Below are 22,773 nucleotides of genomic sequence, written 5' to 3'. Positions count from 1 at the left end.
TTCGTATTTCAAATCACGTCAGACAGCTCACAAATTCTTCTCGTAGAACACCAGCGTCATGTCCGCTGGCTCGATGTACTCCTCGCCGACACATTCGTAGCCGTGCTGTTCGTAGAACGCCATCGCGGCCGTCTGTGCCGTGCCGGTGTCGAGTTCGGCGCGGTCGAAGCCGCGTTTCCGGGCACGGGCCTCCAGTTCGTTCAGGACGCGCGTGCCATAGCCCCGGCGCTGGTGGGCCGGGTCGACGCGCATGCGACGGACGACAATGGCGTCGGAGTCGTCCTCGTGGGGCTGGAACGCACCCATGGCAACGAGCGCGCCGTCGCAGTGGCCGACGAGGAACTCGCCGCCGGCGTCGAGATACTCGCGCTGGATGGTCCGGAGGTCGGCGTCGCGGTGGGCGAAGGCTTCATCGTAGCCGCCGGCGTCGCGGAGGGCGCGTTCGTGGAGGTCCCAGACGGCATCGGCGTCGGCCGGGCAGTAGCGCCGGAGGGTCAGGTCGGCCATAGCGAGCCGTTCGACAGGGCGTCACTTCAACTATACTCCGACAGCGGGGCAGGAAAACATCGACAGCGCTTTTTCGCGGTGCCGTGCACACTCGCGTATGTACGTCGGACGATTCGTCGTCGTCAGTCCCGAGGTCGGCGCGTACCGCGTCTCCTCGCGCTCGTTCCCCAACCGCCAGGCAGTACAGCGCGACGGCACGGTGACCGTCGAGCCGACGCCGGACGCCCCGGAGACGGACAACCCATACATCTCCTACAACGGCGTGCGCGTCACCGAGCGCGGCGCGGTCGTCGGCAACGGCTCCCACGTCGACCCCATCGCCGAAAAGCTCGAACTCGGCTATCCGGCACGGGACGCGCTCGCGGAGCCGCTCCTGTCGCTGGATTTCGAGAAGGACGACTACGACACGCCGCGGGTTGCCGGCATCGTCGGCGTCGACGCGGCGGACCCGACGACGAACGCCGATGGGCCGGGTGCAGTCATCGGCACCGTCCGCCGGGACGCGCTGCTTGTCAAAGAGGTCACCGAGCCGACGCTGGTGGCGACCTACGAGGAGAACAGTCCGACGGCGTTCGATCTGACTGCGACCGAGGCCAGCGAGGTAGCCCGCGAGGTGTACGACCACGAGTACGAACACGCCGTCTGTTCGGCCGGCGTCGCGGGGTCGGCTGGCGAGTTCGACGTGGCAGTGTACAACGGGGAGTGAGCGGATGGCCGCGAACGTACAGCGGACACAAATACTGAGCCAGTACCGACACTCAAGGCCCCACAGGGGGTAGACAATAGCAATGAAACTCGGCATCCTCTCCGATATCCACGGCAACCGGGTGGCATTAGCGGCGGTGCTAGCGGACATGCCGCCCGTCGACGGGCTGGCCTGTGCGGGCGATGTGGTCGGGTACAACCCCTGGCACGCCGACTGTGTCGACGCGATGCGTGGACACATCGAGGCGCTCCCGGATGACGTTCCCTGGCCGACCGAAGAAGTCCCGACGGTGATGGGCAACCACGACCGGGCCGTCGCAAGCGAGACGCCGTTCGCGTTCAACGGAATGGCCCAAGCCGGCGTCGAACACGCCACCGAGCAGCTGTCCGACGAGCAGATCGAGTGGCTGGCAGCGCTGCCCGACGAGCGCCGCGTCTGTGACGGCCGGGTGAAGCTCGTCCACGGCCACCCGGACGATCCGGACCACTACACGTTCCCCGAGGAGTTCGGCCCGGACCTGCTTGGCGACGAGGACGTGCTGGTGATGGGCCACACCCACCAGCAGCACCACGAGGTGTACGACGCCGGGATCGTAATGAACCCCGGAAGCGTGGGCCAGCCCCGGGACAGGAACCACCGGGCGGCCTACGCGGTACTCGACCTCGACGACCTGAGCGTGGAGGAACACCGGGTGGCCTACGACACGAGCGCGGTCATCGACGCGGTGGAGGACGCCGGCCTCCCGCGGGAGATCGGCTTCCGGCTGACGCAGGGCCGCTAGCACAAGAATCCGCGCGTTGCCCGGCTGGCAGCCTGCAGATACTGCAGCGGGACGAGAGAATTTATGTCCGTGACCGCTACGGTGTGGTGTGGAGTCCCCATTCGATGTCCTCGGAATTTCGCCCGACGCCGACGACGGGGAGATCGTCGACGCGTACCGCGAGCGGGTGAAGGAGGCCCACCCCGACCAGGGCGGGTCGACGGCCGAGTTCCAAGCGGTGAAAACGGCCTACGAGCGACTGCAGAACGGCTATGAACCCGGGGACCCGCTACCCGAGGAGTCGCCTGCGGCCGACCCCGAACCCGAGGAGGCCCCGCCGGAACCGGACGACCCGCTGGTCGAATTTCTCAACTTCGAAGTACTGGAGGACCACGGCTGGTCGCTCGACGACGAAGACCTGTTCGAGAAAGCCGCCGACGCGAACCTTCGGTCGCCCGACTTCGGACAGTTCTACGTCGACCCGAACGACACGCTGCTTGAGGCGGCCGAAAAGAACGGCTTCGCGTGGCCTTTCGCCTGCCGGGGCGGCGCGTGTACGAACTGCGCGGTCGCAGTCGTCGAGGGCGAGATGCCGTCGCCGGCGAGTCACATCCTCCCGCCCGACCTCACCGAGAAGGGGATCCGACTGTCGTGTATCGCCGCCCCGATTTCTGACGACGCGAAGATCGTCTACAACCTGAAACACCTCCCCGAGGTCAGCGAGCTGCTGTTGCCCGCGAGCCGGTTCGAGCAGGCCTCCTCGACCGATTAAAAACTTAGAACACGTCCTGGACGAGTGAGAGGGCCTGTTCGCGGTCCTCCCAGGGGACGAACACGGAGACCGATGTCGCGGACGTGATCACGTCGTAGAGGTGGATGTGGGCGTCGGCCAGCGGTTCGACGACCTGGTGGGCCAGCGCCGACTGGCTCGGGTCGCCGCCGGTGACGCGGATGACGGCGATCTCGTCTTCGACGGTGACCGACGAGAGCGTCTCGTCGTCGACGATGCGGGCGTGCAGCAGTGCCTCGGCCTCTTCGGCGTCGTTCTCGTCGACGTAGAACGTCAGCGAGTCCATCCCCGAGGAGTTGGCCTCGATGTTGATGTCCTCGTCCGCGATGGCGCTTGCGAGGTCCGCGAGGATACCCGGGCTGTTCCGGATGGCGCGGCCGGCGACGGTCACGCAGGCGATGGGCTGTTCCTGCAGGTCGATGAGGTTCTGGAACTCGCCCTCGATGGACGTGCCGCCCGAGAGCAGGTCGCCGTGCTGGTAGTGGACGACGCGAACCCCGAGGTCTTCGGTCTTGTACGACAGTGCCGACGGCGCGACCACTTCGGCCCCGCGGAACGACAGCGAGCGGAGTTCGTCGACGGAGATTTTGCCGACGTTCCGAGCGCCTTCGACGACGCGCGGGTCCCCGGTCATGACACCTTCAACGTCAGTGACGATGACGACCTCGTCGGCGTCCATGTAATCGCCCATCATCACAGCGCTCGTGTCGGAGCCGCCGCGGCCGAGGGTCGTCACGTTGCCTTGGTGATCCTCTGCCAGGAACCCGGTGATGACCGGCACCACGTCCTTGAGCTGGCCGGCCAGCGCGTGGGCACGCTTCTGGGTCTCCTCGACATCGACCTCGCCGTACTCGTCGGTGATGATCGGCCAGTCCTCGCTCCCGGGTTCAAGGAAGACGGCCTCGATACCGCGGGCGGCGAGTGCGCCCTTGAGCATCCGGACGGAGGTCCGTTCGCCCATCGAGACGATTTCCGCGCGGTCCGCGGAGTCTGCGTCGTAGTTGATCTCGTCGAGCAGTTCGTCGGTCGTGTTGCCCATCGCCGAGGCGACGACCGCGACCTCGTGGCCCTGCTGGACGGCCGCGGCAATCGAGTCCGCGGCCCGGTTGATGCGGTCGCCGCTGCCGAGGCTCGTCCCGCCGAACTTGGCGACTACGCGCATGCTACCACCGCGTCTGTGTGTGTGTAACTCATTGGCCTCGGGTTGTCCGTCGCTCGGGATAACTGTGTTCATCTGTTTCCGCACCGCGCTGTCGACGGTATCCGAGAAATTCCGTCGTGTGAAGCGCTGCTGGAGTCGAAGCGGTCACAACTCAGAGTGTCCAACTGCCGCCGACACACCGTTTATCTGCGTGGGGGTCCCACACATAGGCATGGATATCCGCGACGCTGTCGAGGACGACGCCGAGCGACTGGCCGCCCTCGCCGACGGGCCGCCGGACGTGATGCGGAACCTCGTCCACGACCGTACCGTCCGCGTGGCCGAGGGGGACGACGACATTGTGGGGTTCGTGAGCTTCGACGCCGAGCGTGGGACCGTCCACGTGACCCAACTGGCCGGGACCGGCGACGCCTGCGAGGAACTGCTTGCCGACCCCATCGAGTTCGCCCGCCGCGAGCACATGTCGGTCGAGCTACTGCTGCCGGAAGACGAATCAGAAGTCCGGGCCGCTGTCGAGGCGGTCGGGTTCACCTCCAGCGGGAACGGCCCCCGGTTCGACGGGCAGGAGACGACGCGGTACCGGTTAGAGCCGGAGCGAGCGGAGCACTGACTGGCGTCACGGGATCGAGAGCCGCCACCCGAGCATCGCACACAGTCCGAACCCGAAGGCGTTGAGCGAGCCGTGGAGCGCGACCATCGCCGAGATCGTCAGCCCCAGCGAGCGACCGGTGAACGTCGACAGCCCGTAGCCCAGCGCGAGCGCCATTGAGACCGGGAGTGCCACGGCCGCGATTCCGAGCGAGAGCCCCTGTAGCCGGGGACAGGTGGGGAGGACACGGTACAGGACGACGACACCGAAGGCCGCGACGGCGACGGTGAAGAGACTCACTGCGACGACCTCGACGAGCGGCGAGAAGGCGATACCGACCGCGATGAGCGCCGGCCCGACGAGGATGACACCGACGACGGCACGGAATCCCCGGGAGTGGACACCGAGATGGCGGCCGGTCAGTCCCGCAGCGACCGGGAGGACGAACCCGGCGTAGTGGAAATGGACCGCCGTCAACCGGATGATGACGCGGTCGAACCAGAACGTCAGGTCGAAGTGGGCCAGCAGGAGCGCGACCGCGCCGACCGAGACGTAGGCGAAACCGGCATCGATGGCCGTCTCCGAGAGCGTCAGGCCATCTCGCGTGCGGGTCCGTGCGAACGCGGCGAGTCCGAGGAGGCCGGTGACGGCCAGCCACGGCACGGCGAACCCGGCAGCCAGCGGTGAGGGAGACGGGGCGACCAGCGATACCGCGAGCAGGAGCGCACCGATCGGCTGGAGCCAGATGGCTGTGGTCGTGAGCCGCCTGGCAGGCCCCTGAAACGCCCCGGCCACCGCCGTTCGGAGCGCGAGCGGGACCAGCACGAGCGGCGCGAGTGCAAGCGCCCGTTCGATGGCGGCCAGTTCGCCAGCGACCGCCAGCGCCAGCCAGACCACCGCACCCAGCGCCGCGCTCAAGTCCGCCACGGCGACGCCCCCGATGGTCGGCTGGGCGACGCTACTGGGTGCTGACTTCCGAGACCCACCGACACGGTCGCTCATCGCGGCGGGAGCGCGTCGAGCCCGCGGACGATTCGCAGGTCGTCGGGGGTCCCGTCGCCGTCGGTCTGCTCCTGCGTGAACGTCCCGCGATAGCCGAGCATGTGTCCCACGAGGTCGTTCTTGACGGTGGCAGTGACGTGGTACCGCTCGTCGGTCTCGTCGTAACGGTCCCGGACCTCCACGTCGGCAGCCAGCGGCCCCGGCAGCGGGACGTAGCGGTTTCCGAGGCGAGCCCACTGCCGGCCGCCAGCGACCACGAGCCCCCCGTCCTCGACCCGCGGGTGGAGTTCGCTGGCGACCCGGCCGTGGGTGCCCAGGAAATCCAGCAGCCGCTCGGTCTCGGCGTCCCAGACGGTCAGCGAGTCGAACAGGCGGGTGGTGTCGCCGAAGTCGAACGCGCGGCGGGTCGTCATGGCCTCGTGGCCCCCCTCCGTCGTGTAGGCCACCGTCGTCACGGAGAAGGGCACGCTTTCGCCGGACTCGGGAAACAGCATGTGCTGGGTCGTCATCGCGTACAGCGCCGGCAGGACCAGCGTCCCGCGGGTGATGTCCATCTCGCCCCGGCCGACACAGACCGTCCCGTCGTCCGCCCCGAGGCTGTACCGGTCGCGGACCTTCGGATGGAGGTCGGCGGCGGCTTCGCCCAGCGCCCGCTCGTAGACGCCCGTCACAGCGCCACCCGAGCAGGTGACATCCCCAGTACAAGCGGCGTCTCGACGGCAGTGGTCCGGTACGGCGCTCCCGTCGCACCCCGGGTGCGTTCGTCCATTGGCTCGCTATTCCCGGGGCAGATGGATATCTCTACTGGGTAGGAAACGGAAACTACCGAACAGAGCGCCGGGGGAGTGAATTGTCGACCAGATTCGCCAGCACAGCCACGGAGCGGTTTGCGGCCGCGCTCGCTGCCCTTACTCCTTCGAGCGGAGTTTCCGATACAGATACGCCAGGCCGAGACCGCCGGCGACCAGCCCCGGGAGCAGTGGCGAGTCGGCGGCCTTCGACGCCTGTCGCCGAACCGTCTCGGTGACCGACGACCGTTCTTCGATGAGTTCCAGCACGGCCTCGGTGCTGTTTTCGACCGGTTCCGGCTCGTTGCCGGCCTCGGCGGCCGCCTCGGGATCTTTGAGCAGGTGGCCCGTCGTCAGGCAGACGACCGACTCGTCGGTGTCGATGACGCCCTCGTTACGGAGTTTTCGGAGGCCGGCGACGGAGGCCGCGGAGGCCGGTTCGACGCCGACGCCTTCTCCGGCGATGTCGCGCTGCGCTTCGGTGATTTCCTCGTCGGAGACGGCGACGGCGGTGCCGCCCGTGGCGCGGATGCCTGGCAGCGCCTTCGGTGCGTTGACCGGATTGCCGATGCGGATGGCGGTCGCGCGGGTCTCGACATCTTCCCAGCGGCGGGTATCCTCGTCCCCGTTCTCGATAGCCTCGACCATCGGCGCAGCGCCTTCAGCCTGCACACCGGTGAGTTTGGGCACCTGGTCTTCGGTGATAGCGCCGGCCTTGACGAGTTCGCGGAAGCACTTGTACAGCGCGGCGGTGTTGCCGGCATTGCCGACCGGGAGGACGATGCGGTCCGGGTACTCGCCGTGGTCGGCGTAGAACTCCTCCATGATCTCCAGCCCGATGGTCTTCTGACCCTCCAGGCGGAAGGGGTTCAGCGAGTTCAGCAGGTAGGCCTCGCCGCGGGCCGCCAGGTCCTGCACGATGTCGAGACACTCGTCGAAGTTGCCGTCGACTTCGAGGATTCGCGCACGGTGGAGACTTGCCTGGGCGATCTTGCCGGCGGCGACCTTGCCGGCGGGGAGGAGTACGAGGGTCTCCATGCCGCCGCGAGCGCCGTAGGCCGCCAGTGCGGCAGAGGTGTTGCCCGTCGAGGCACAGGCCAGTCGGTCGACGCCGACCTCCTGGGCGACTCGGACACCGACGGTCATGCCGCGGTCCTTGAACGAACCGGTGGGGTTCATCCCCTCGTGTTTCACGCGGAGCGCGTCGACGCCGATGTCCTCTTTCAGACGGGGCATCTCGTGTAGCGGCGTGTCGCCCTCGGGGAGCGTGACGCCCTCCTCGAAGGGCAGGGCGGCGTTGTACCGCCAGACGCCCGAGCCCTCGAACTCGTCGAAGGTCGGCAGGTCATCGTAGCGGACCTCTAGCAGGCCGTCGCAGTCGTCGCACGTGTAGCGGATCGCGTCGAAGGGAGCGAACGTCTCACCACACTCGATACAGGCCAGCCAAACGCCGTCGTCGGCAGCGGGCGGCACGTCGTCGGTGAGTTCCAAGTCAGCCATTGTCGGGACCACGCCCCCACCGGGCAAAAGTCGGACGGTTGCCGGACGCAACGTCCGCGCTCACGACGGGCGTGCCGTCACTCGTCGGGGCTGGCGTCGAACTCGTCGATACGGTGGTGGACTGCGGCGGTCCACTCGTCCAGCGTCTCGTGCATCAGTTCGCGGGCCTCCGACAGCGGTGTCGCGGTGTACTGGTAGACGTGGCCGCCGCCGTCAAGCAGGCACCGTTTTCGCGTCGCCAGCCCCTTCTCGCGGAGCGTCGACAGCGACCGATTGACGTTCGAACGGTCCCGCCCGAGTTCGTCGGCGAGTTCCTCGACGGTGCTTGCAGGCGTCTCCAGCAGCGCCTGGTACGTCCGTACCTCGTGTGCCTGCACGCCGAAGACGCAGGCCATCACGTCCGAGAGAGCAGGTTCGTCGTCGACCATCAGTTCGTGGAACTGGTCCGGAGACGGGTTGACAGACATATCCATTCGTACCGCTCCGACCCGGATAAACGGGGTCGTTACCTCAACCTCACCGCGACGGGGCCGTGTCTGTGTGCTCTCTGACATCTCTGTCGGTACTCGGCAGTCCGGGAGACTACCTTGCGAACAGTTGACAAATATACCGAAAAGGGCACTGTTTCAACTGGAACTACCGAGTATCAGGGCCACAACGGCAGCCGGTACTGTGTTAAAAACCCTCAAACGTATCGAAAAGGGTGCTGTTTCGGGTGGAGAACGGTCGATCAGGGGACGCAAGCGGCTATGACCGGACTATCACTGCCAGTGAAATGTCGTTAGTGTTTATAGATCAAAAGCATTAATACTCATCCCATTATGTCATATGAAAAAGAAGTGAGCGCATTTCACCTCGTAGTGTTTGATCTACGGCGGAGATGCTAATACTTCCCACTCCCCAGAAAACCAATGAACTACAGGAGTTTTGCCCACCTTAGTGCCGATACGCAGGAATGGATCGTTGACCTTCCAGATGACCTGGACCTGATCGTCGGAATACCGAGAAGTGGGATGCTAGTGTCGAATCTGTTATCACTGTATCTCAATCTTCCGATGACTGATATCGACGGCCTCCGGGAGGGCAGACTTCTCCAGACCGGGAAGCGGTACAACGGTGAGTTCGATATCTCGAAGTTCTCGAAGATACTCGTCGTCGACGATACCGTCTACACCGGCGGCTCGATGACTGATGCGCAATCGACGATCGACGACCTGAACCTGTCCGCTGACGTGTACTACGGGGCTGTGTACGTCGATGAGGGGTCCGAGCGGTTCGTCGATACGTACGCCCAGACCCTGGCGTTCCCACGGGTGTTCGAGTGGAACATGATGCACCACGACTTCCTCACGCAGTCCTGCGTCGACCTGGACGGCATTCTCTGTCGTGACCCCACGCCCGAGGAGAACGACGACGGGGAACGGTACCGGGAGTTCATTCGAACTGTCGACCCGATCTGTGTCCCCTCGGTGAAGATCGGACAAATCGTCACCTGCCGACTGGAGAAGTACCGCAGCGAGACCGCCGCCTGGCTCGACGAACACGGGATCGAGTACGACGAACTGGTGATGATGCAGTACCCGGACAAGGAAGCACGAATGGCCGCGGGCAGACACGGCGAGTACAAGGCCGAGGTGTACCAGTCCTCGGATGCGAAGCTGTTCATCGAGAGTTCCCACTCACAGTCCCGAACGATAGCCATGCAGACGAGCAAGCCCGTCTACAGCAAGGAGCAAAACCGAATGCTCCAGCAAGGGTATCTGAACCGCGTCGCCAGAAACGGACGAATGTCCATTGAGGCCGTCAAATCAAATCCGCTCAGATACGTCGACCAGTTCCGGTCCGACCCCGTGGACTTCGTCAAGCGGGCCTCGTCAGTTTTTCTCTAGACTACCTTTTTCAGCGTCGGGTCGCTCGCACTCGTTATGACTGCTCAGACAGCCACACCAGCAATCCTTTCTGGGCGTGCAGCCGGTTCTCCGCCTGGTCCCAGACGACGGCGTTATCCGACTCGATAGCGTCGTCGGTGACCTCCTCGCCGCGGTGAGCGGGCAGGCAGTGCATGAACGGTCTATCTTCGAGCAGGTCCGTCGTGATCTGGAACCCCTCGAAGTCCGCCAGTTTCTGCTCGCGCTTGTCCTCCTGGCCCATGCTGACCCACACGTCGGAGTACACCACGTCGGCGTCAGTCACGGCGGCCTCAGGGTCGTGGGTGGTCTCGGGCGCGTTGCCGAAGGCGGCGGCGCGGTCGGCCACGTCCTCGGAGATGCCGTACCCCTCCGGCGTGGCGACAGTGAGGTCAAGGCCAACCATCGCCGCGCCGATGACGAACGACTGGCAGACGTTGTTGCCGTCGCCGACCCACGCCACGGACACGTCCTCGAAGTCGCCGAACTGCTCGCGGATGGTCAGCAGGTCGGCCAGCGTCTGGCAGGGATGGGCGTCGTCGGTCAGGCCGTTGATGACCGGGACTTCGGCGTACTCGGCCAGTTCCTCGGCGTCCGCGTGGTCGAACACGCGCGCCATGATGAAATCGACGTAGCGCCCGAGTGCGCGGGCGGTGTCCTTGACCGGTTCGCCGTGGCCCAGGTGGATGTCGTCGGGGCCGAGGAAGACGGCGTGACCGCCCAGTTGCGTCATTCCCGTCTCGAAGGAGACCCGGGTTCGCGTCGACGGCTTCTCGAAGATCATCCCCAGTGTCTGCTGGTCCAGCAGGTCGCTCGGACTCCCCTCGCCGTGGTCGGCTTTGATGGTCGCAGCGCGGTCGAGGACAGTCGTCAGTTCGTCGGTCGTGAGGTCGTCGACATCGAGTATGTCCATGTCAGTCCTCCAGCAGGCGCTCGGTGGCGGTTTCAAGCACTGCGACGGCGCGGTCGTATTCGTCGAGCGGGAGGTGCTCGTTCGGTGCGTGGTCGAGGTCGGAGTCGCCGGGACCGTAGGTCACCATCGGACAGTCCCACGCTTTCGCGTAGACGTTCATGTCGCTGGTGCCGGTCTTGCGAAGCAGCGTGGGATCGCCGCCCGCCTGCCGAATCGCGGCCCGGAACGCCCGGGCAGCGCTGGTCCGAGGACTCTGCATCACCGGTTCGACCTTGTCGTCCCAGTTGACGGTTCCGTTCTCCAGGAACCCGTCAGCGATTTCCCTAATCTCGTCAGTGCTGTACTCCGGTGGGACCCGCAGTTGGACGTTCATCGTCGCCTCGACCGAGAGGCCGTCGGTCGACGTGCCGCCCTTGAAGTCGACGGGCTTGCAGGTGACGCGTTCGAAGACAGGATGCCACTCGTCCGTGGCGAACTCGTCGTCGACCGCCGTCCACCAGTCGATAGCGTCCTGAATCGCGTTGTTCTCCGGGCGCGAGGAGTGCCCGGACTCGCTGGTCGCGACGTAGGTACCCGCGAGTAGACCGCGGTAGCCCAGCGTGATACCCTCCCAGCCGGAGGGCTCGCCGTTGATGACGGCGTCGGGTGCGGTGTCGCGGTCCTCGACCAAATAGCGGGCACCCTTCGAGTCGACTTCCTCGCCGACGACGCCGACGAACGAGGCCCCAGTGCGGACCGCGGCGACGGCCATCGCACACAGCGGCCCCTTCGCGTCGACGCTGCCGCGGCCCCACAGCACGTCGCCCTCGTCTGTCTCCTCGACACGGACCGGGATGTCCCCCGGAACGGTGTCGATGTGGGAGGTGAGCAAGACACCGTCGTCCGCGGGCGCGCGGACGTTACCCACCTCGTCGAGCCACGCCTCGCGGTCGTGGGCCTCGAAGAACTCGACCAGCCGCTCGGCCGCCTCGCCCTCGTTGCGCGAGACCGACGGGATGCGGACGACCGCTTCCAGCAGGTCCCGTGCCTCGGTGTCGGCTTCCCGGCTCGCGGCTTCGCTCATTCCACCACCTCCGCCAGCGCATCGACGACGGCGTCGGCGTGGCCCTCGTCGATGGTCAGCGGCGGGAGCAGACGGACGACGGTTCGGCCGGCCGGCAGCGCGAGTATCTGGTGATTCAACGCGAGTTCCTTCAGCGCCGCGTTCGCGCCGCGGCCGACCTCGACGCCGATCATCAGGCCCTCGCCGCGGATGTCCCGCACGTCGTCGCCAATGGCCGCTTCCAGTTCGGTCTGGAGGTAGTCGCCCATCGCGGCGGCGTTTTCGGGAACGTCGTCCTCGACGACGGTCGAGACAGTCGCGCCGGCGGCCGCTGAGATGACCGGCCCGCCGGAGAACGTCGAGGCGTGGGAGCCGTAGTTCTCGGCGATCCAGTCGCGACACAGCGTCGCGCCGACGGGGAGGCCGTTGCCCAGCCCCTTCGCCGCGGTTATCATGTCGGGCGCGACATCGGCCCGCTGGGAGTTCCACAGTGCACCGGTCCGACCCATCCCGGTCTGGACCTCGTCGAATATGAGCGCTGCGCCAGTGTCCTCGGTAATTTCCCGTGCGGCTTCGAGGTAGCCGTCCGAAGCCGGGTTGATGCCGCCCTCGCCCTGGACCGGCTCGACGATGAACGCGGCGGTGTCCTCGTCGACAGCCTCCTCGAGCGCCTCGCTGTCGTCGTAGGGGACGAACTCCACGTCGCCGATGAGCGGCTCGTAGGGCTTCTTGTACTTGTTCTTCCAGGTCGTCGCCAGCGCGCCCATCGTCCGGCCGTGGAAGCCCTGCATCGTCGCGACGATTTTCGAGTTCCCCGTGGCCGAGCGGGCGAACTTCAGCGCCGCCTCGTTGGCCTCGGTTCCGGAGTTACAGAGCCAGGTCTTGTCGATTGGGTCCGGGGCAGTGTCAGCGAGCAGTTCGTACAGGGCCGTCCGCTCGGCGTTGGGGTACGACGCCTGGACGTACGTGATTTTCGCTAACTGGTCGCTGACGGCGCTCTGGACCGCCGGGTGGCCGTGTCCCAGCGGGACACAGGCGTAGGACGCGCCCATATCTAAGTACTCTGTGCCGCCGTCGTCGTAGACGTAGGCACCGTCGCCACGTTCGATCTGGATGGGTTTCTCGTTGAAGACGAATCCGCTCATTGTTCCTCCGTCGCTGTCTGGTCTGTGTCCTGTTCGAGTGCGCTCGCGTACACGTGGGTCCCGCCCCCCTCAAGCGCCGACAGAATCGGCGACTCGGCGTTGGCGTCGGCCACCACGACCTCGGGTGCGCCGCCGTCGAGCGCCTCCTCGGCGGCCATGATTTTCCGGCCCATGAATCCCTCGGCGGCGTCTTCGAGCGCGTCCCAGTCGGCCGCCGTCTCAACCGATTCGATGAGCGTCGACGGGTCGTCAGGGTCCGCGTAGACGCCCTCGACATCGGTCAAGAGTACTAGCTGCGCGTCGAGTTCGCCGGCGATGGCCGCCGCCGAACGGTCGGCGTCGGTGTTGACCGGGATGATTTCGCCGTCATCGTCCCCTGCCATCGGCGGCGCGGCGACGGGTGTATAGCCATCGTCGAGCAGCGATTCGAGCAGGTCGCCGTTGACCTGCTTGATAGTGCCCGAATGGTCGCCACGGCGAATTTTCTTCTTCCCGTCCTCGACGACCCGCACTGCGGACTTGCGTGGTCCGTAGAGCAGTTTGCCGTCGACGCCGTTGAGCCCGACCGCATCGACGCCCTCGCTCTGGAGGCCGGCGACGAGCTGGGTGTTGAGGTGGCCGAAGGCCATCTCGAACACCTCCATCGTGGTCTCGTCCGTGAACCGGCCGACGACGCCCGATGGTGTCTCGACGTATTCGGGCTCGACGCCGAGCCGTTCGAGCGTCTCGTCGACTTTGGTGGAGCCGCCGTGAACCACGACGACCTGTTCACCGTCGGCCACGAGCGATGCCACGTCCGCAAGCGCCCCCGCGGGGTCGACCGCGCGAGCGCCACCGACTTTGATAACTACTGTCATGAAAAAGCCTCTCCAGAGGTTACGGTGCGCCGACGGGGTGGAGCCCCTGGAACTCCAGGCCCGCCGTCTCTTCGATGCCCAGTGCGACGTTGGCCGCGTGGACCGCCTGGCCCGCCGACCCCTTCATCATGTTGTCGATGGCCGAGAACACGACCAGGCGCTTGTTGCCGGGGTCGAGTTCGAAGCCGACCTCGGCGCGGTTCGTCCCCGCGACCGACTTGGGTTCGGGGTAGCGGTAGACGCCACCGCCGCCGGCGACGAGTTCGACGAACGGTTCGTCCTCGTACTCGCCGCGGTACGCGCCCCAGAGGTCGCCCTTCGAGACCGGCCCCTCCGGGAAGACGTGACAGGTCGCGCTCGCGCCGCGGATCATGTCCACCGCGTGGACGGTGAAGGACACGTCGATGCCGAGGAACTGCTGAATCTCGGCTTCGTGGCGGTGGCCCGTCGGCGCGTACGGGCGGACGACGCCCGAGCGCTCGGGATGGCTCGATGCCTCGCCGCCGCCGGCCCCGCCCTCGCTGGAGCCGACCTTCACGTCGACGACGACCTGCTCGTCGCCGCTCAGGATATCGGCCTCGAACAGCGGGAGCAGGCCAAGGATGGTCGCCGTGGCGTTACAGCCGCCCGACGCGATGAGGTCCGCGCCCGCGAGGTTCTCGCGGTTCAGTTCCGGCAGCGCGTACTCGCTTTGTTCGAGCAATTCGGGCCGCGAGTGGCCGTCGTACCACTCGTCGTACTGGGCCTCCGAATCGAGCCGAAAGTCCGCCGAGAGGTCGACGACCGTGCCGGCAGCCTCCTGAAACGCGTCGATCTGTTCCATCGAGACGCCGTGGGGCGTCGCGGCGAACAGCACGTCCACCGATTCCAGCTCTTCGGGCGAGGAAAAGCGCAGGTCCGAGTGCCGGAGATTCGGGTGCGAGTGCCCGATGGTCTTGTTCTCCTTCGAGCGGCTGGTGGCCTGGGTCAGTTCGAACTCGGGGTGGCCGTCGAGGATGCGAAGCAGTTCACCGCCGGTGAAGCCGGAGCCGCCGACGACGCTTGCCGTGTAGGTCATGCTGTCACCTCGGCGTCGGCTTCCGTCGCCGCCTTCTGTTCGAGCCAGTCGACGACCTTCGCGGGCACGTCGACATCGGTGACCTCGTTCAACGCCTTGAACTCGACGGTGTGGTTGACCTCGTGGACGGTGTAGTCATCGAACTCACCGCTTTCCTCGTCGATACCGACCTCCATTAAGTCGATACCGAGCAGTCCGCCGCCGACCGCGTCGGAGGCCTTCTCGACCAGTTCCAGCGCGCGGTCGTCCAGTTCGAACTCGTCGGTTTCGGCACCCTTGGCAGCGTTCGTGAGCCAGTGGTCCGAGGAGCGGACCATCGCCGCAATCGGCTCGCCGTCGACGGCCAGCACGCGCATGTCGCGGCCGGGCTTGTCGACGAACTCCTGAACGTAGAAGATCTTGTGCTCGTAGTGGCCGAGGGTCTCCTTGTGTTCGAGGATGGCCTCGGCGGCCGAGCGGGAGTCGATCTTCGCCATCAGGCGACCCCATGAGCCGACGACCGGCTTGAGGACACAGGGGTAGCCGAACTTCTCGATGGATTCGAGCGCCGCGTCTTTCGTGAACGCCACGTCGGTGTTCGGTGTCGGCACGCCTGCGGCCTCAAGCGCGAGGCTGTTGTTGACTTTGTCCGCGCAGGTGTCGGCGACCTCGGGTCCGTTGACCACAGGGACGCCGTAGGCCTTCGCGAACTTCGTCGCGTACACGCTTCGGCTGGTCGCCAGACAGCGGTCGACGACGATGTCCAAGTCCTCGAAGGCCTCCGGGGCCTCGTGGATGTTGAACTGCTGCTTGCGAACGTCTATCTTCTCGATCTCGTGGTCGCGCTCGCGCAGTTCCGACAGCAGGAGCTTCTCGTCCCGGCGGATGCGCGAGTAGAGGAGTCCGACTTTCATACTGAGTCCTCCGTGCGTTCGCGGCTCGCGGCGTCACACGCCACGGGCATCACGTACGGCGCAGGGCGCCGCGCCACCGCGAACACCTCACTCACCCCAGTCCTCTTCGAGCTCGGGTGCGCTGTCGAGCTCGACGGGGTCGGCGCCGACGACTTCCAGTTCGGCACCGCAGGTGGTACAGTCAACGATCTCTCCGACTTCCAGGTTGTCGTGCAGGGACACGTCCGCCCCGCACTCGATGCATTCTGCCATTGTAGTTCATCTTGTGATGGGGATCCACTTAAACCCTTCGAACATATAAGAATAAATTCATTACACAAACAGCACTCTAATGGTGTAAAAGGCCCGAATCCGCGACGTTTCTGAATCGTATATCAGAATTATGGTATAATTGTCCCACGAGGGGACGGTGGTCGGTCAGACATATCGGTCCACCTCCGTCCGGCGGCGGTCAGCCGCCTGTGAAACCGCTTGCCGGCGGTCGTCCAGTGCCCCGCTATCGGCCACGAGCACGTCCTCAGCTGTCGCCACCTGCTCGGCGACGGCGTCGGGGGCCGGGCCACCGCGAGAGTCCCGCATTGCGACACTTTCGGTCGGGTCGAGTGCGGCCTCCAGAGCCTCGCGGTCGACGTACGCTGACAGCGGCTTGCCCAGCACGTCCTCGGCGACGGCCGACAGCGTCTCGTAGTCGGGTGCGTCTTCCTCGGGACCCAGGCCCGCGGCGGCCTCCGCCACGACCTCGTGGGCCGTCCGGAACGGCACGCCGGCCATCGCCAGCAGGTCGGCCACGCCGGTCGCCGTTGCGAAGCCGTCAGTAGCTGCGGCTTCGAGCGTCTCGGCGGGCCAGTCGGCGGTCGCAACCGCACCGGCGGCCACGGCCACGCTCTCGGTGATGCTGTCGATGGCGTCCCAGGCGTGCCGTCCCGCGCGCTGGAGGTCGCGGTTGTACGCCCGGGGCTGGCCCTTGAGGTTGGTCAGCAGGCCGTTCAGCCCGCCGACAGCGTCGCCCGTGCGCCCGCGGACCAGTTCCAGCGTGTCGGGATTCTTCTTCTGGGGCATGATCGACGATGTCGAGGCGTAGTCGTCGTCGAGGTCGACGTGACCCTTGCTCGCCATCACGACCACGTCCTCGGCCAGCCCCGACAGGGTCGTCGCCAGCGTGGCAACGGCGCTGGTCGTCTCAGCGAGAAAATCCCGCGTGGCCGAGGCGTCCATCGAGTTCTCGGCGACGCCCGCAAATCCAAGCAGTTCGGCCGTACGCTCGCGGTCCACGTCAAAGGGCGTGCCCGCAAACGCGGCCGACCCCAGGGGGTTCTGATTGACGCGCTCGTAGGCATCAAGCAGGCGTGCCGTGTCGCGCTGGAGCGCCTGCTCGTAGGACAGCACCCAGTGGGCGACCGTCGTCGGCTGGGCGGGCTGGAGATGCGTGTAGCCGGGCATCACTGTCTCGCGTTCGGCGCGAGCCACCTCGATGAGTTGCTCGCGGGCACCGACGACGGTTTCGACGAGGTCCAGAATATCCGCGCGCAGGCGGTAGCGGATGCAGGCCGCCACTTCGTCATTACGCGAGCGGGCGGTGTGCATCTTCCCGCCGTCAGGCCCGACGCGCTCGATGACGGCACTCTCGATGGCTTCGTGTACGTCTTCACCGTCGGGCAGCGCCCCGTGGCCCGCGTCCTCCACGTCCGCCAGTGCGGCCAGCACCTCACCGGCCGTTTCGCGGTCGATTATCTCCTGTTCGGCCAGCATCACGACGTGGGCGCGGTCGACGGCCAGGTCGGCCGCGAAGATGCGCTCGTCGTCGGACAGCGAGGAGAGGAACGACCGGGCCGGCCCGCCCGCAAAGCGGTCACGGCGGACAACGGTCTCGTCGCCGCGGTCGGCGTCACCCGCTGTGGCCGCGTGGTCCGCGTCCGCCGTCTCGTGGTCCTCGCCGTCGCTCATTTGCTTACTCCTCCGTGGCCTCGCTCGCGGCGCTGCCGTTCGAGTTGGCCGAGCCCTCGCCGCTGCCGTCCGTGACAGCAGTGCCCTTCTTCACGTCGTCGAGGATCTTGTTCGCAAGTCGGGACTGGAAACCGTGGTACTTTGCGACGCCGGTGGCGTCCTGCTGGGTGATCCCACCGGAAACGTCCTCCTCGTTGAACGAGGCCGCCGACTCGCTGTAGACGGCGTAATCGGACTCACGCGAGACCGGGCGGCAGTGGCCGCCTTCGAGTTTGACCGTGACAGTCCCGGTGACGCGTTCGTTGGTGTCGTCGATGAACGCTTCGAGTGCGCCCGTCAGCGGCGCGTCGACAAGACCCTGGTAGGCCTTCTGGGACCACTCCTGGTCGACTTGGGCCTTGAACTGGCGCTCCTCCTGTGTGAGGACGAGCCCTTCGAGTGCTTCGTGGGCCGTCAGCAGGACGGTGGCCGCGGGGTGTTCGTAGTTCTCACGGACCTTCAGACCGAGCATACGGTCTTCCATCATGTCCGTGCGGCCGATACCGTGAGAGCCCGCCTGCTCGTTGAGTTGCTCGATGAGTTCGACCCCGCCGAGTGCTTCGCCGTCGACGGCAACCGGAACCCCGTCCTCGAACTCGACTTCGACGAGTTCGGCGTCTTTATCCGAGGGGTTGTCGGTCCACTTGTAGATGTCGTCAGAGGGGATCATGCTCGGGTCTTCGAGTTCGGAGCCCTCGATGGAGCGGCTCCAGAGGTTCGTGTCGATGGAGTAGCGGCCGCCGTCGCCGCCCTCGACGGGCAGGCCCTTCTCCGCGGCGTACTCGTTTTCCCACTCGCGGGTCAGCCCGAGTTCACGCACCGGTGCGATCACGTCGAGATCGGAGTCGCGCCAGACAGCCTCGAAGCGCAGTTGGTCGTTACCCTTGCCGGTACAGCCGTGGGCGACGGCCGAACAGCCCTCTTCCTCAGCGACCGAGAGGATGGCCTTGGCGATGACCGGGCGCGCGAGGGCGGTCCCGAGCGGGTAGCCCTGGTAGTCGGCGTTTGCCTTGACGGCCTCCATACAGAGGTCCGCGAACTCCGCCTTGGCGTCGACGACGTGTTGTTCGACGCCCAGCGCCTCGGCGGTCTCCTGGGCCTCCTCGAACTCGTAGTCGGGCTGGCCGACATCGACGGTCACGCCGATGACCTCGTCGTAGCCGTACTCCTCTTTCAGCAGCGATACGCAGACTGTCGTGTCGAGCCCGCCCGAAAAGGCGAGCGCGACGGTTCCGTTTCCTTCTGGCATGGATGTGTTCTGGGTTGGTTCCGTGGTGTGCCTGTCGGTTTCCGGTCAATAGCAACCGAATGCCCGTCGAACCGACGACGACGGCGTCTGGCGACGAATCGAACCTGTCGAATGAAGAGTGAGTAGTAGTGGGCCTAGAAACGGCCCGGTCGTCGTCGTCGTGGGGAGAAACGGTCGGACCCCTCGCTGTCCGCAGCGAGCGTCGTGACGAGAGGGGTCCGCGTCATGTACTTGCTGCTGTGTGAGTCGAGTACTAATAGTTTCCGTGTTCGAAGTGTCGTGTGTATGGTCCACAGACGCAAACGCCTGGCAGTCATCGCGTCACCTGTTGCAGTACACAGAATCGCGTGAGACGGGCCTTCGAACGGTGTCTTCGCTGACTTGCGTTATCGGTTAGCGTCGGCAGTATCGGACCCGGACCCGCTGCCGCCGGTCGGTGGTTCGGTTTCCCTACCGTCGGTAGCCGTCTCGTTGGTCGGCGTGGCGTCGATCTCGTCGGTCCGCTCACCCGCCGGGGTCCGTTCCGGCCCGGCCCCTGGGCGGTCGTCCGTCTCGGTCCGGTTCGCTGTGTCGCCGCCGCGGTTACGCGCGTCATCAGGTCGAGCCTGCTGACCGACGTTCGGGCCGGCAATACCCTTGGCGATAGCCGCGACCTCCGGGCCGCTCAGCTCGCTCGCCCGCTGTGAGAGGGTCTTGATGGCCGTCGCGTCAACGCCCCGCTTCTCCAAGGCTTCGGCGGGGAGCTGGCTGGCTGTCTCGTTCGTCTCGTTCGCTAACCGCTGGACGTTCTTCGTCTCAGCGTGGAGCTGTGCCATCTTCGCTCGGTATTCGCCCTCGCTCATCGACCCGTTCTCGTGAGCCTCGTTTAGCGCCTGCTTGCGCTGCTGGAGGTCCGCGAGCCGTGCCTCGGAGTCGTTTAGCTGGTCGGCGACGACGGCGGCCTTGGCGTCGTCGGTGTTCGCCTGTGCGACGCGGACGCCGAACGTCCGTGACTGGACTTCACCATCCAGTTCGGCCTCCTGTACGCTGACGACGCCCGCCAGTTGTGCGCCGGGGGCAGTCGCGTTCATGTCGGCCTGTTCGGTCACCGTTTCGGTCTCCTGTGCCATCGTCGGGGCGGGTACTGCGGCAAGCGTGCTCACCACGAGCAACAGTGCCAGCAACACCGGAGTGGCTCGTCGCATCATATCAATTACTTGACCAGCGAACACCGTATAAATAGGAGTCCGTGATGCCGGGTTAGCGCCGATTAAGCCGGATTAAAACCGCAATACTGCGGTGGTTTCGGTCCACGAGTCCCTGTGAAGCGTCGATAGCTTTATGACTGTGTTTTGTCGCCGCTGTCGGCCCCGTCGCCTTCGTCACCACTCCTGCCGGTCACGTCGGTATCCGGAAGCGTCACCACGTTTTCCCGGCCGATACGGAACGTCTCTACCTTCTCCTCTTCGCGCAGGCCGCCGATGACCTGGCTCGTCTTAGCGTCGGTCCAGTCGAGTTCGCCGGCCACCTGCTGCTGTTTGAGTCGCCCGCCGTTCGATTCGAGCAGTTGCAGGACCTGCTCCTCGTTGCTAAGCAGTTCCGCCGGCGGTGCGCCAGCGTCGGCGTCCGTGCCGGCTACGGGCTGGTCCGACGGCGGGTCATCTGATTCGACCATCGTCGCCGGCGGCTCGGCCGGCTCACCGCCGCCGAGTACGCCGTACCGCTGGAGCGCGTACGCTGCCGCAGCGATACCGAGTAGTGCGAGGAAACCGACAATGAAGGGGCCGTTACCTCCGTCCCCACCGGTGGCCTGCGGACTGACAACGACGCGTGGCTCGTTTTCACCGAACTCCTGTTGGCCGCGCCAGGTGACAGAAGCGTTCCCCCGTTCGTCAGCCTGTGGCGCGACCGAATCGGCCTGGTAGCCCGCCGGCCACTGCACTGTCAGCGAAGTCTCGCTGTCGAGAAACAGCCCCGACAGCGCGTCGCCGATCTCCATTCGGTCATCAGAGACGGCGGCGAAGTTCGTCCACCGGAACCGGTAGGAGATGACGCCATAGGTCTGGCCGAACGTCTCCTCGCGCGTGCTCACGGTGACGTTCTCGATAGCCATCTCGCGGCCAGTTGCGTTTTCCGCGGCTCCGGCAGTTCCTTGCATCCGACTCTCGAAGCGGTCCGTGTACGCCGACGGGTTGGCCTGAATATCCGCCTGCAGGTCGTCAAACGCCTGCGTGGCGTTGTCGTCGTCCAGTCGGATGCGATACGCGACTGTCCAGGCTGCGTCACCGCCAGCCTCTACGTCGGCGGTCATCACGACTACGTCCGGGTCGACCGACTGCTGTTCGAGACCGCCGAAGCCGGCCCCGGTCGCTGTCGGTACAAGCAGGGCTGTCGCGACGAGCATAACTACCAGCGTTCCAACGGTCCGGCCCATCCTACCGCGGCTATCCCCTCGGGAGGTATATCGTTTATTGCCGATTGTGTGAACTGATAGTCAGCGGCCTTACATCCCAGGCCAGTCGCCGAAGAGCCATCAATCGCCAGACATCACGGCCACAAGGGGTTTGCCACGCGAGGGAGTGCTTTCGAGCATGGATAGAGCCAAACTCGACGTGGACACCCTGTTAAAGGTCGTCCTCGTCCTCATTGTGATCTGGTTAGGGCTCGAAGTGCTCGAAACGGCAGTCGGGCTGTTGGGGTGGCTCCTCGGACCACTCCAGCCGATACTCGGCGTGGTGTTGGTCGTTCTCATCGTGCTGTGGCTGCTCGACCGGCTGTAGGACCGCGCTCTTTTTGCCGACAGCGGGCGACCCGCCCACTGTGTACAGCATCAACGTCCCGCTCCCGTCGGCAGTCACGTCGCTTGCGGCCGACCTCGCGGCAGACCTGCCGCTCGCACAGCGGCGGGGACGGGGCGAGCACACGCTGGTCGCCAAGCGGTTGGGCGACGGCGACCACGCGACCTACGCGCAACTGGAAGCAAAGGGGCGCGAGGTGCTTCGCGGCCAGCCGGCATTCGAAGCCCGTATTTCGGGTATCGAGCAGTTTGAGGCGGCCGTGACCGGCCCATCACCGGTGGTGTATCTCACCGTCGAGAGTCCCGGACTGGTCGCCCTGCATGAGCGGCTCTGCGAGCGCTTTGACCCTGTCGACAACATGGAGGGCGACGAGTACGTCCCACACGTGACCGTCGCCCGCGGCGGGGACCGCGACGCGGCCGCACGGCTAGTCGAGCGGGACATCGAGCCAATCAGATGGACCATCGACGAACTCTCCTTCTACGACGCCGACCGGAACCAGCCGGTCAGTCGGGTGTCGCTGCCGGCATAGCGGTGCTCTCTGGCGGAGGGCCCCCGGATGAATGGCGAACAGGCGGCACGGTCGCCCCGACGCGGTGTGCCGCACAATCGCTGGGCGCGCCGGGCCATGGCTACGTCACAGCGGCGGTGGTCCCGGCTTCGGATATAAACGGTCGGACCGAAAGCAACGCTTTTGGAGCGGCCTGTCGTCCAGTACAGATATGGATTACCGAGAAGTCGACAGTACGTCAGAGTTCGTCTGCCGACTGGAGCACGGTGCGGACTGGCGCGCCGAAATCGAGGCCTTCGCGGACGAACAGGGCATCGACGCCGGCTTCTTCTACGGGCTTGGGGCGGTCCAGGACGCGGAACTCATGTTCTACGACCAGGACCGAACCGAGTACGACTCGCTGACCTTCGACGAACCGCTTGAGGTCGCCGCCTGCATGGGCAACATCTCGCATCTGGACGGGGAGCGATTCGCCCACACCCACGCCGTCCTCTCGCGGCCCGACGGCGAGGCGGTCGCCGGCCACCTGAACGCCGGCACCGTCTGGGCGGGCGAACTGTACGTCCGCGGGTTCGACACGACACTGGAGCGAGAACACGACGAGCCGACCGATCTGGACCTCTGGAACATCTAAG

The 22,773-nt window shown here is 65.8% G+C and carries 25 protein-coding genes; 8 read left to right on the top strand and 17 right to left on the bottom strand.

Annotated features, from left to right (window positions below; all coding sequences use genetic code 11):
- Positions 1-27 precede the first annotated feature (27 nt).
- Positions 28-507 carry a GNAT family N-acetyltransferase gene (locus tag Harman_RS08465; RefSeq protein WP_137683369.1) on the bottom strand — a complete coding sequence of 160 codons (480 nt, stop codon included), beginning with the start codon at positions 505-507 and terminating at the stop codon, positions 28-30.
- A 97-nt stretch (positions 508-604) separates the two neighbouring features.
- Between Harman_RS08465 and Harman_RS08460 the strand changes: the two genes are divergently transcribed.
- From Harman_RS08460 to fer, 3 genes are all read left to right on the top strand, one after another.
- Positions 605-1,213 (top strand): IMP cyclohydrolase, encoded by a 609-nt coding sequence (locus Harman_RS08460; RefSeq protein WP_137683368.1) that lies wholly within the window; start codon positions 605-607, stop codon positions 1,211-1,213.
- A gap of 82 nt (positions 1,214-1,295) precedes the next feature.
- Complete coding sequence (locus Harman_RS08455) at positions 1,296-1,994, top strand: metallophosphoesterase family protein (protein WP_137683367.1); 699 nt, start codon at positions 1,296-1,298, stop codon at positions 1,992-1,994.
- Between the two features lie 88 nt (positions 1,995-2,082).
- Complete coding sequence (gene fer, locus Harman_RS08450; RefSeq protein ID WP_137683366.1) at positions 2,083-2,745, top strand: ferredoxin Fer; 663 nt, start codon at positions 2,083-2,085, stop codon at positions 2,743-2,745.
- A 4-nt stretch (positions 2,746-2,749) separates the two neighbouring features.
- On the opposite strand, the gene Harman_RS08445 is transcribed toward fer, so the two are convergent.
- Positions 2,750-3,925 carry an aspartate kinase gene (locus tag Harman_RS08445; protein WP_137683365.1) on the bottom strand — a complete coding sequence of 392 codons (1,176 nt, stop codon included), beginning with the start codon at positions 3,923-3,925 and terminating at the stop codon, positions 2,750-2,752.
- A 211-nt stretch (positions 3,926-4,136) separates the two neighbouring features.
- Here Harman_RS08445 and Harman_RS08440 point away from each other — a divergent pair, with 211 nt between their 5' ends.
- The gene (locus tag Harman_RS08440) at positions 4,137-4,535 is read left to right on the top strand and encodes a hypothetical protein (RefSeq protein ID WP_137683364.1); all 399 of its coding nucleotides are present in this window, start codon (positions 4,137-4,139) and stop codon (positions 4,533-4,535) included.
- A 6-nt stretch (positions 4,536-4,541) separates the two neighbouring features.
- Here Harman_RS08440 and Harman_RS08435 read toward each other — a convergent pair whose 3' ends face one another.
- From Harman_RS08435 to Harman_RS08420, 4 genes are all read right to left on the bottom strand, one after another.
- Positions 4,542-5,516 carry a YndJ family protein gene (locus tag Harman_RS08435; RefSeq protein ID WP_137683363.1) on the bottom strand — a complete coding sequence of 325 codons (975 nt, stop codon included), beginning with the start codon at positions 5,514-5,516 and terminating at the stop codon, positions 4,542-4,544.
- Positions 5,513-6,187 (bottom strand): DUF4166 domain-containing protein, encoded by a 675-nt coding sequence (locus Harman_RS08430; RefSeq protein WP_137683362.1) that lies wholly within the window; start codon positions 6,185-6,187, stop codon positions 5,513-5,515. Before Harman_RS08430 ends, Harman_RS08435 begins: the two co-directional genes overlap by 4 nt.
- Before the next feature lie 237 nt (positions 6,188-6,424).
- Entirely contained in the window at positions 6,425-7,804 is a 1,380-nt protein-coding gene (thrC, locus tag Harman_RS08425) for a threonine synthase (protein WP_137683361.1), read from the bottom strand.
- Positions 7,805-7,881: 77 nt separating this feature from the next.
- The gene (locus tag Harman_RS08420) at positions 7,882-8,271 is read right to left on the bottom strand and encodes a helix-turn-helix domain-containing protein (RefSeq protein WP_137683360.1); all 390 of its coding nucleotides are present in this window, start codon (positions 8,269-8,271) and stop codon (positions 7,882-7,884) included.
- Positions 8,272-8,715: 444 nt separating this feature from the next.
- Here Harman_RS08420 and Harman_RS08415 point away from each other — a divergent pair, with 444 nt between their 5' ends.
- The gene (locus tag Harman_RS08415) at positions 8,716-9,693 is read left to right on the top strand and encodes a phosphoribosyltransferase family protein (RefSeq protein WP_137683359.1); all 978 of its coding nucleotides are present in this window, start codon (positions 8,716-8,718) and stop codon (positions 9,691-9,693) included.
- 34 nt (positions 9,694-9,727) lie between these two features.
- Here Harman_RS08415 and argF read toward each other — a convergent pair whose 3' ends face one another.
- The 11 genes from argF to Harman_RS08360 all read right to left on the bottom strand — a co-directional run bounded on the left by argF (position 9,728) and on the right by Harman_RS08360 (position 21,263).
- Positions 9,728-10,624, bottom strand: a complete 897-nt coding sequence (argF, locus tag Harman_RS08410; protein WP_137683358.1) for an ornithine carbamoyltransferase — start codon at positions 10,622-10,624, stop codon at positions 9,728-9,730.
- Between the two features lies 1 nt (position 10,625).
- Complete coding sequence (locus Harman_RS08405) at positions 10,626-11,687, bottom strand: [LysW]-lysine hydrolase (RefSeq protein ID WP_137683357.1); 1,062 nt, start codon at positions 11,685-11,687, stop codon at positions 10,626-10,628.
- On the bottom strand, positions 11,684-12,811 hold the full coding sequence (locus tag Harman_RS08400) for an aspartate aminotransferase family protein (protein ID WP_137683356.1): 1,128 nt from the start codon (positions 12,809-12,811) through the stop codon (positions 11,684-11,686). Before Harman_RS08400 ends, Harman_RS08405 begins: the two co-directional genes overlap by 4 nt.
- Positions 12,808-13,668: an acetylglutamate/acetylaminoadipate kinase gene (locus tag Harman_RS08395; RefSeq protein WP_137683355.1), complete on the bottom strand. Its 861-nt coding sequence runs from the start codon at positions 13,666-13,668 to the stop codon at positions 12,808-12,810. Before Harman_RS08395 ends, Harman_RS08400 begins: the two co-directional genes overlap by 4 nt.
- Before the next feature lie 19 nt (positions 13,669-13,687).
- Positions 13,688-14,725, bottom strand: a complete 1,038-nt coding sequence (argC, locus tag Harman_RS08390; protein WP_137683354.1) for an N-acetyl-gamma-glutamyl-phosphate reductase — start codon at positions 14,723-14,725, stop codon at positions 13,688-13,690.
- Positions 14,722-15,618 carry a lysine biosynthesis protein LysX gene (lysX, locus tag Harman_RS08385; protein ID WP_137683353.1) on the bottom strand — a complete coding sequence of 299 codons (897 nt, stop codon included), beginning with the start codon at positions 15,616-15,618 and terminating at the stop codon, positions 14,722-14,724. The genes argC and lysX overlap by 4 nt, the downstream gene beginning before the upstream one ends.
- Positions 15,619-15,705: 87 nt before the next feature.
- Positions 15,706-15,870, bottom strand: a complete 165-nt coding sequence (lysW, locus tag Harman_RS08380; RefSeq protein ID WP_004590364.1) for a lysine biosynthesis protein LysW — start codon at positions 15,868-15,870, stop codon at positions 15,706-15,708.
- Between the two features lie 165 nt (positions 15,871-16,035).
- On the bottom strand, positions 16,036-17,562 hold the full coding sequence (gene argH / locus Harman_RS08375; RefSeq protein WP_137683352.1) for an argininosuccinate lyase: 1,527 nt from the start codon (positions 17,560-17,562) through the stop codon (positions 16,036-16,038).
- A 4-nt stretch (positions 17,563-17,566) separates the two neighbouring features.
- On the bottom strand, positions 17,567-18,850 hold the full coding sequence (locus Harman_RS08370; RefSeq protein ID WP_137683351.1) for an argininosuccinate synthase: 1,284 nt from the start codon (positions 18,848-18,850) through the stop codon (positions 17,567-17,569).
- A 386-nt stretch (positions 18,851-19,236) separates the two neighbouring features.
- Entirely contained in the window at positions 19,237-20,034 is a 798-nt protein-coding gene (locus Harman_RS08365) for a hypothetical protein (protein WP_200830877.1), read from the bottom strand.
- A 134-nt stretch (positions 20,035-20,168) separates the two neighbouring features.
- Positions 20,169-21,263 carry a helix-turn-helix transcriptional regulator gene (locus Harman_RS08360; RefSeq protein WP_137683350.1) on the bottom strand — a complete coding sequence of 365 codons (1,095 nt, stop codon included), beginning with the start codon at positions 21,261-21,263 and terminating at the stop codon, positions 20,169-20,171.
- A gap of 157 nt (positions 21,264-21,420) precedes the next feature.
- Between Harman_RS08360 and Harman_RS08355 the strand changes: the two genes are divergently transcribed.
- From Harman_RS08355 to Harman_RS08345, 3 genes are all read left to right on the top strand, one after another.
- Positions 21,421-21,609 carry a DUF7554 family protein gene (locus tag Harman_RS08355; RefSeq protein ID WP_053966794.1) on the top strand — a complete coding sequence of 63 codons (189 nt, stop codon included), beginning with the start codon at positions 21,421-21,423 and terminating at the stop codon, positions 21,607-21,609.
- Positions 21,610-21,649: 40 nt separating this feature from the next.
- Positions 21,650-22,159, top strand: a complete 510-nt coding sequence (locus Harman_RS08350) for a 2'-5' RNA ligase family protein (protein ID WP_137683349.1) — start codon at positions 21,650-21,652, stop codon at positions 22,157-22,159.
- Between the two features lie 190 nt (positions 22,160-22,349).
- A complete protein-coding gene (locus Harman_RS08345; RefSeq protein WP_137683348.1) occupies positions 22,350-22,772 on the top strand; it encodes a PPC domain-containing DNA-binding protein in 423 nt (140 codons plus the stop codon).
- Position 22,773: the final 1 nt, after the last annotated feature.

Source organism: Haloarcula mannanilytica (genome assembly GCF_005406125.1).
Taxonomy (GTDB): Archaea; Halobacteriota; Halobacteria; order Halobacteriales; family Haloarculaceae; genus Haloarcula; species Haloarcula mannanilytica.
This window is presented reverse-complemented; position numbering and strand designations above follow the sequence as displayed.

Coding starts and splice junctions, on each gene's coding strand:
- Harman_RS08445 (WP_137683365.1), bottom strand. CDS start 3,925: ATGCGCGTAGTCGCCAAGTTCGGCGGGACGAGCCTCGGCAGCGGCGAC.
- Harman_RS08400 (WP_137683356.1), bottom strand. CDS start 12,811: ATGAGCGGATTCGTCTTCAACGAGAAACCCATCCAGATCGAACGTGGC.
- argC (WP_137683354.1), bottom strand. CDS start 14,725: ATGACCTACACGGCAAGCGTCGTCGGCGGCTCCGGCTTCACCGGCGGT.
- Harman_RS08415 (WP_137683359.1), top strand. CDS start 8,716: ATGAACTACAGGAGTTTTGCCCACCTTAGTGCCGATACGCAGGAATGG.
- Harman_RS08365 (WP_200830877.1), bottom strand. CDS start 20,034: ATGCGACGAGCCACTCCGGTGTTGCTGGCACTGTTGCTCGTGGTGAGC.
- argF (WP_137683358.1), bottom strand. CDS start 10,624: ATGGACATACTCGATGTCGACGACCTCACGACCGACGAACTGACGACT.
- Harman_RS08440 (WP_137683364.1), top strand. CDS start 4,137: ATGGATATCCGCGACGCTGTCGAGGACGACGCCGAGCGACTGGCCGCC.
- Harman_RS08420 (WP_137683360.1), bottom strand. CDS start 8,271: ATGTCTGTCAACCCGTCTCCGGACCAGTTCCACGAACTGATGGTCGAC.
- Harman_RS08370 (WP_137683351.1), bottom strand. CDS start 18,850: ATGCCAGAAGGAAACGGAACCGTCGCGCTCGCCTTTTCGGGCGGGCTC.
- Harman_RS08455 (WP_137683367.1), top strand. CDS start 1,296: ATGAAACTCGGCATCCTCTCCGATATCCACGGCAACCGGGTGGCATTA.
- Harman_RS08435 (WP_137683363.1), bottom strand. CDS start 5,516: ATGAGCGACCGTGTCGGTGGGTCTCGGAAGTCAGCACCCAGTAGCGTC.
- argH (WP_137683352.1), bottom strand. CDS start 17,562: ATGAGCGACGGCGAGGACCACGAGACGGCGGACGCGGACCACGCGGCC.
- Harman_RS08355 (WP_053966794.1), top strand. CDS start 21,421: ATGGATAGAGCCAAACTCGACGTGGACACCCTGTTAAAGGTCGTCCTC.
- Harman_RS08360 (WP_137683350.1), bottom strand. CDS start 21,263: ATGGGCCGGACCGTTGGAACGCTGGTAGTTATGCTCGTCGCGACAGCC.
- Harman_RS08465 (WP_137683369.1), bottom strand. CDS start 507: ATGGCCGACCTGACCCTCCGGCGCTACTGCCCGGCCGACGCCGATGCC.
- Harman_RS08395 (WP_137683355.1), bottom strand. CDS start 13,668: ATGACAGTAGTTATCAAAGTCGGTGGCGCTCGCGCGGTCGACCCCGCG.
- lysX (WP_137683353.1), bottom strand. CDS start 15,618: ATGAAAGTCGGACTCCTCTACTCGCGCATCCGCCGGGACGAGAAGCTC.
- Harman_RS08345 (WP_137683348.1), top strand. CDS start 22,350: ATGGATTACCGAGAAGTCGACAGTACGTCAGAGTTCGTCTGCCGACTG.
- thrC (WP_137683361.1), bottom strand. CDS start 7,804: ATGGCTGACTTGGAACTCACCGACGACGTGCCGCCCGCTGCCGACGAC.
- Harman_RS08460 (WP_137683368.1), top strand. CDS start 605: ATGTACGTCGGACGATTCGTCGTCGTCAGTCCCGAGGTCGGCGCGTAC.
- lysW (WP_004590364.1), bottom strand. CDS start 15,870: ATGGCAGAATGCATCGAGTGCGGGGCGGACGTGTCCCTGCACGACAAC.
- Harman_RS08405 (WP_137683357.1), bottom strand. CDS start 11,687: ATGAGCGAAGCCGCGAGCCGGGAAGCCGACACCGAGGCACGGGACCTG.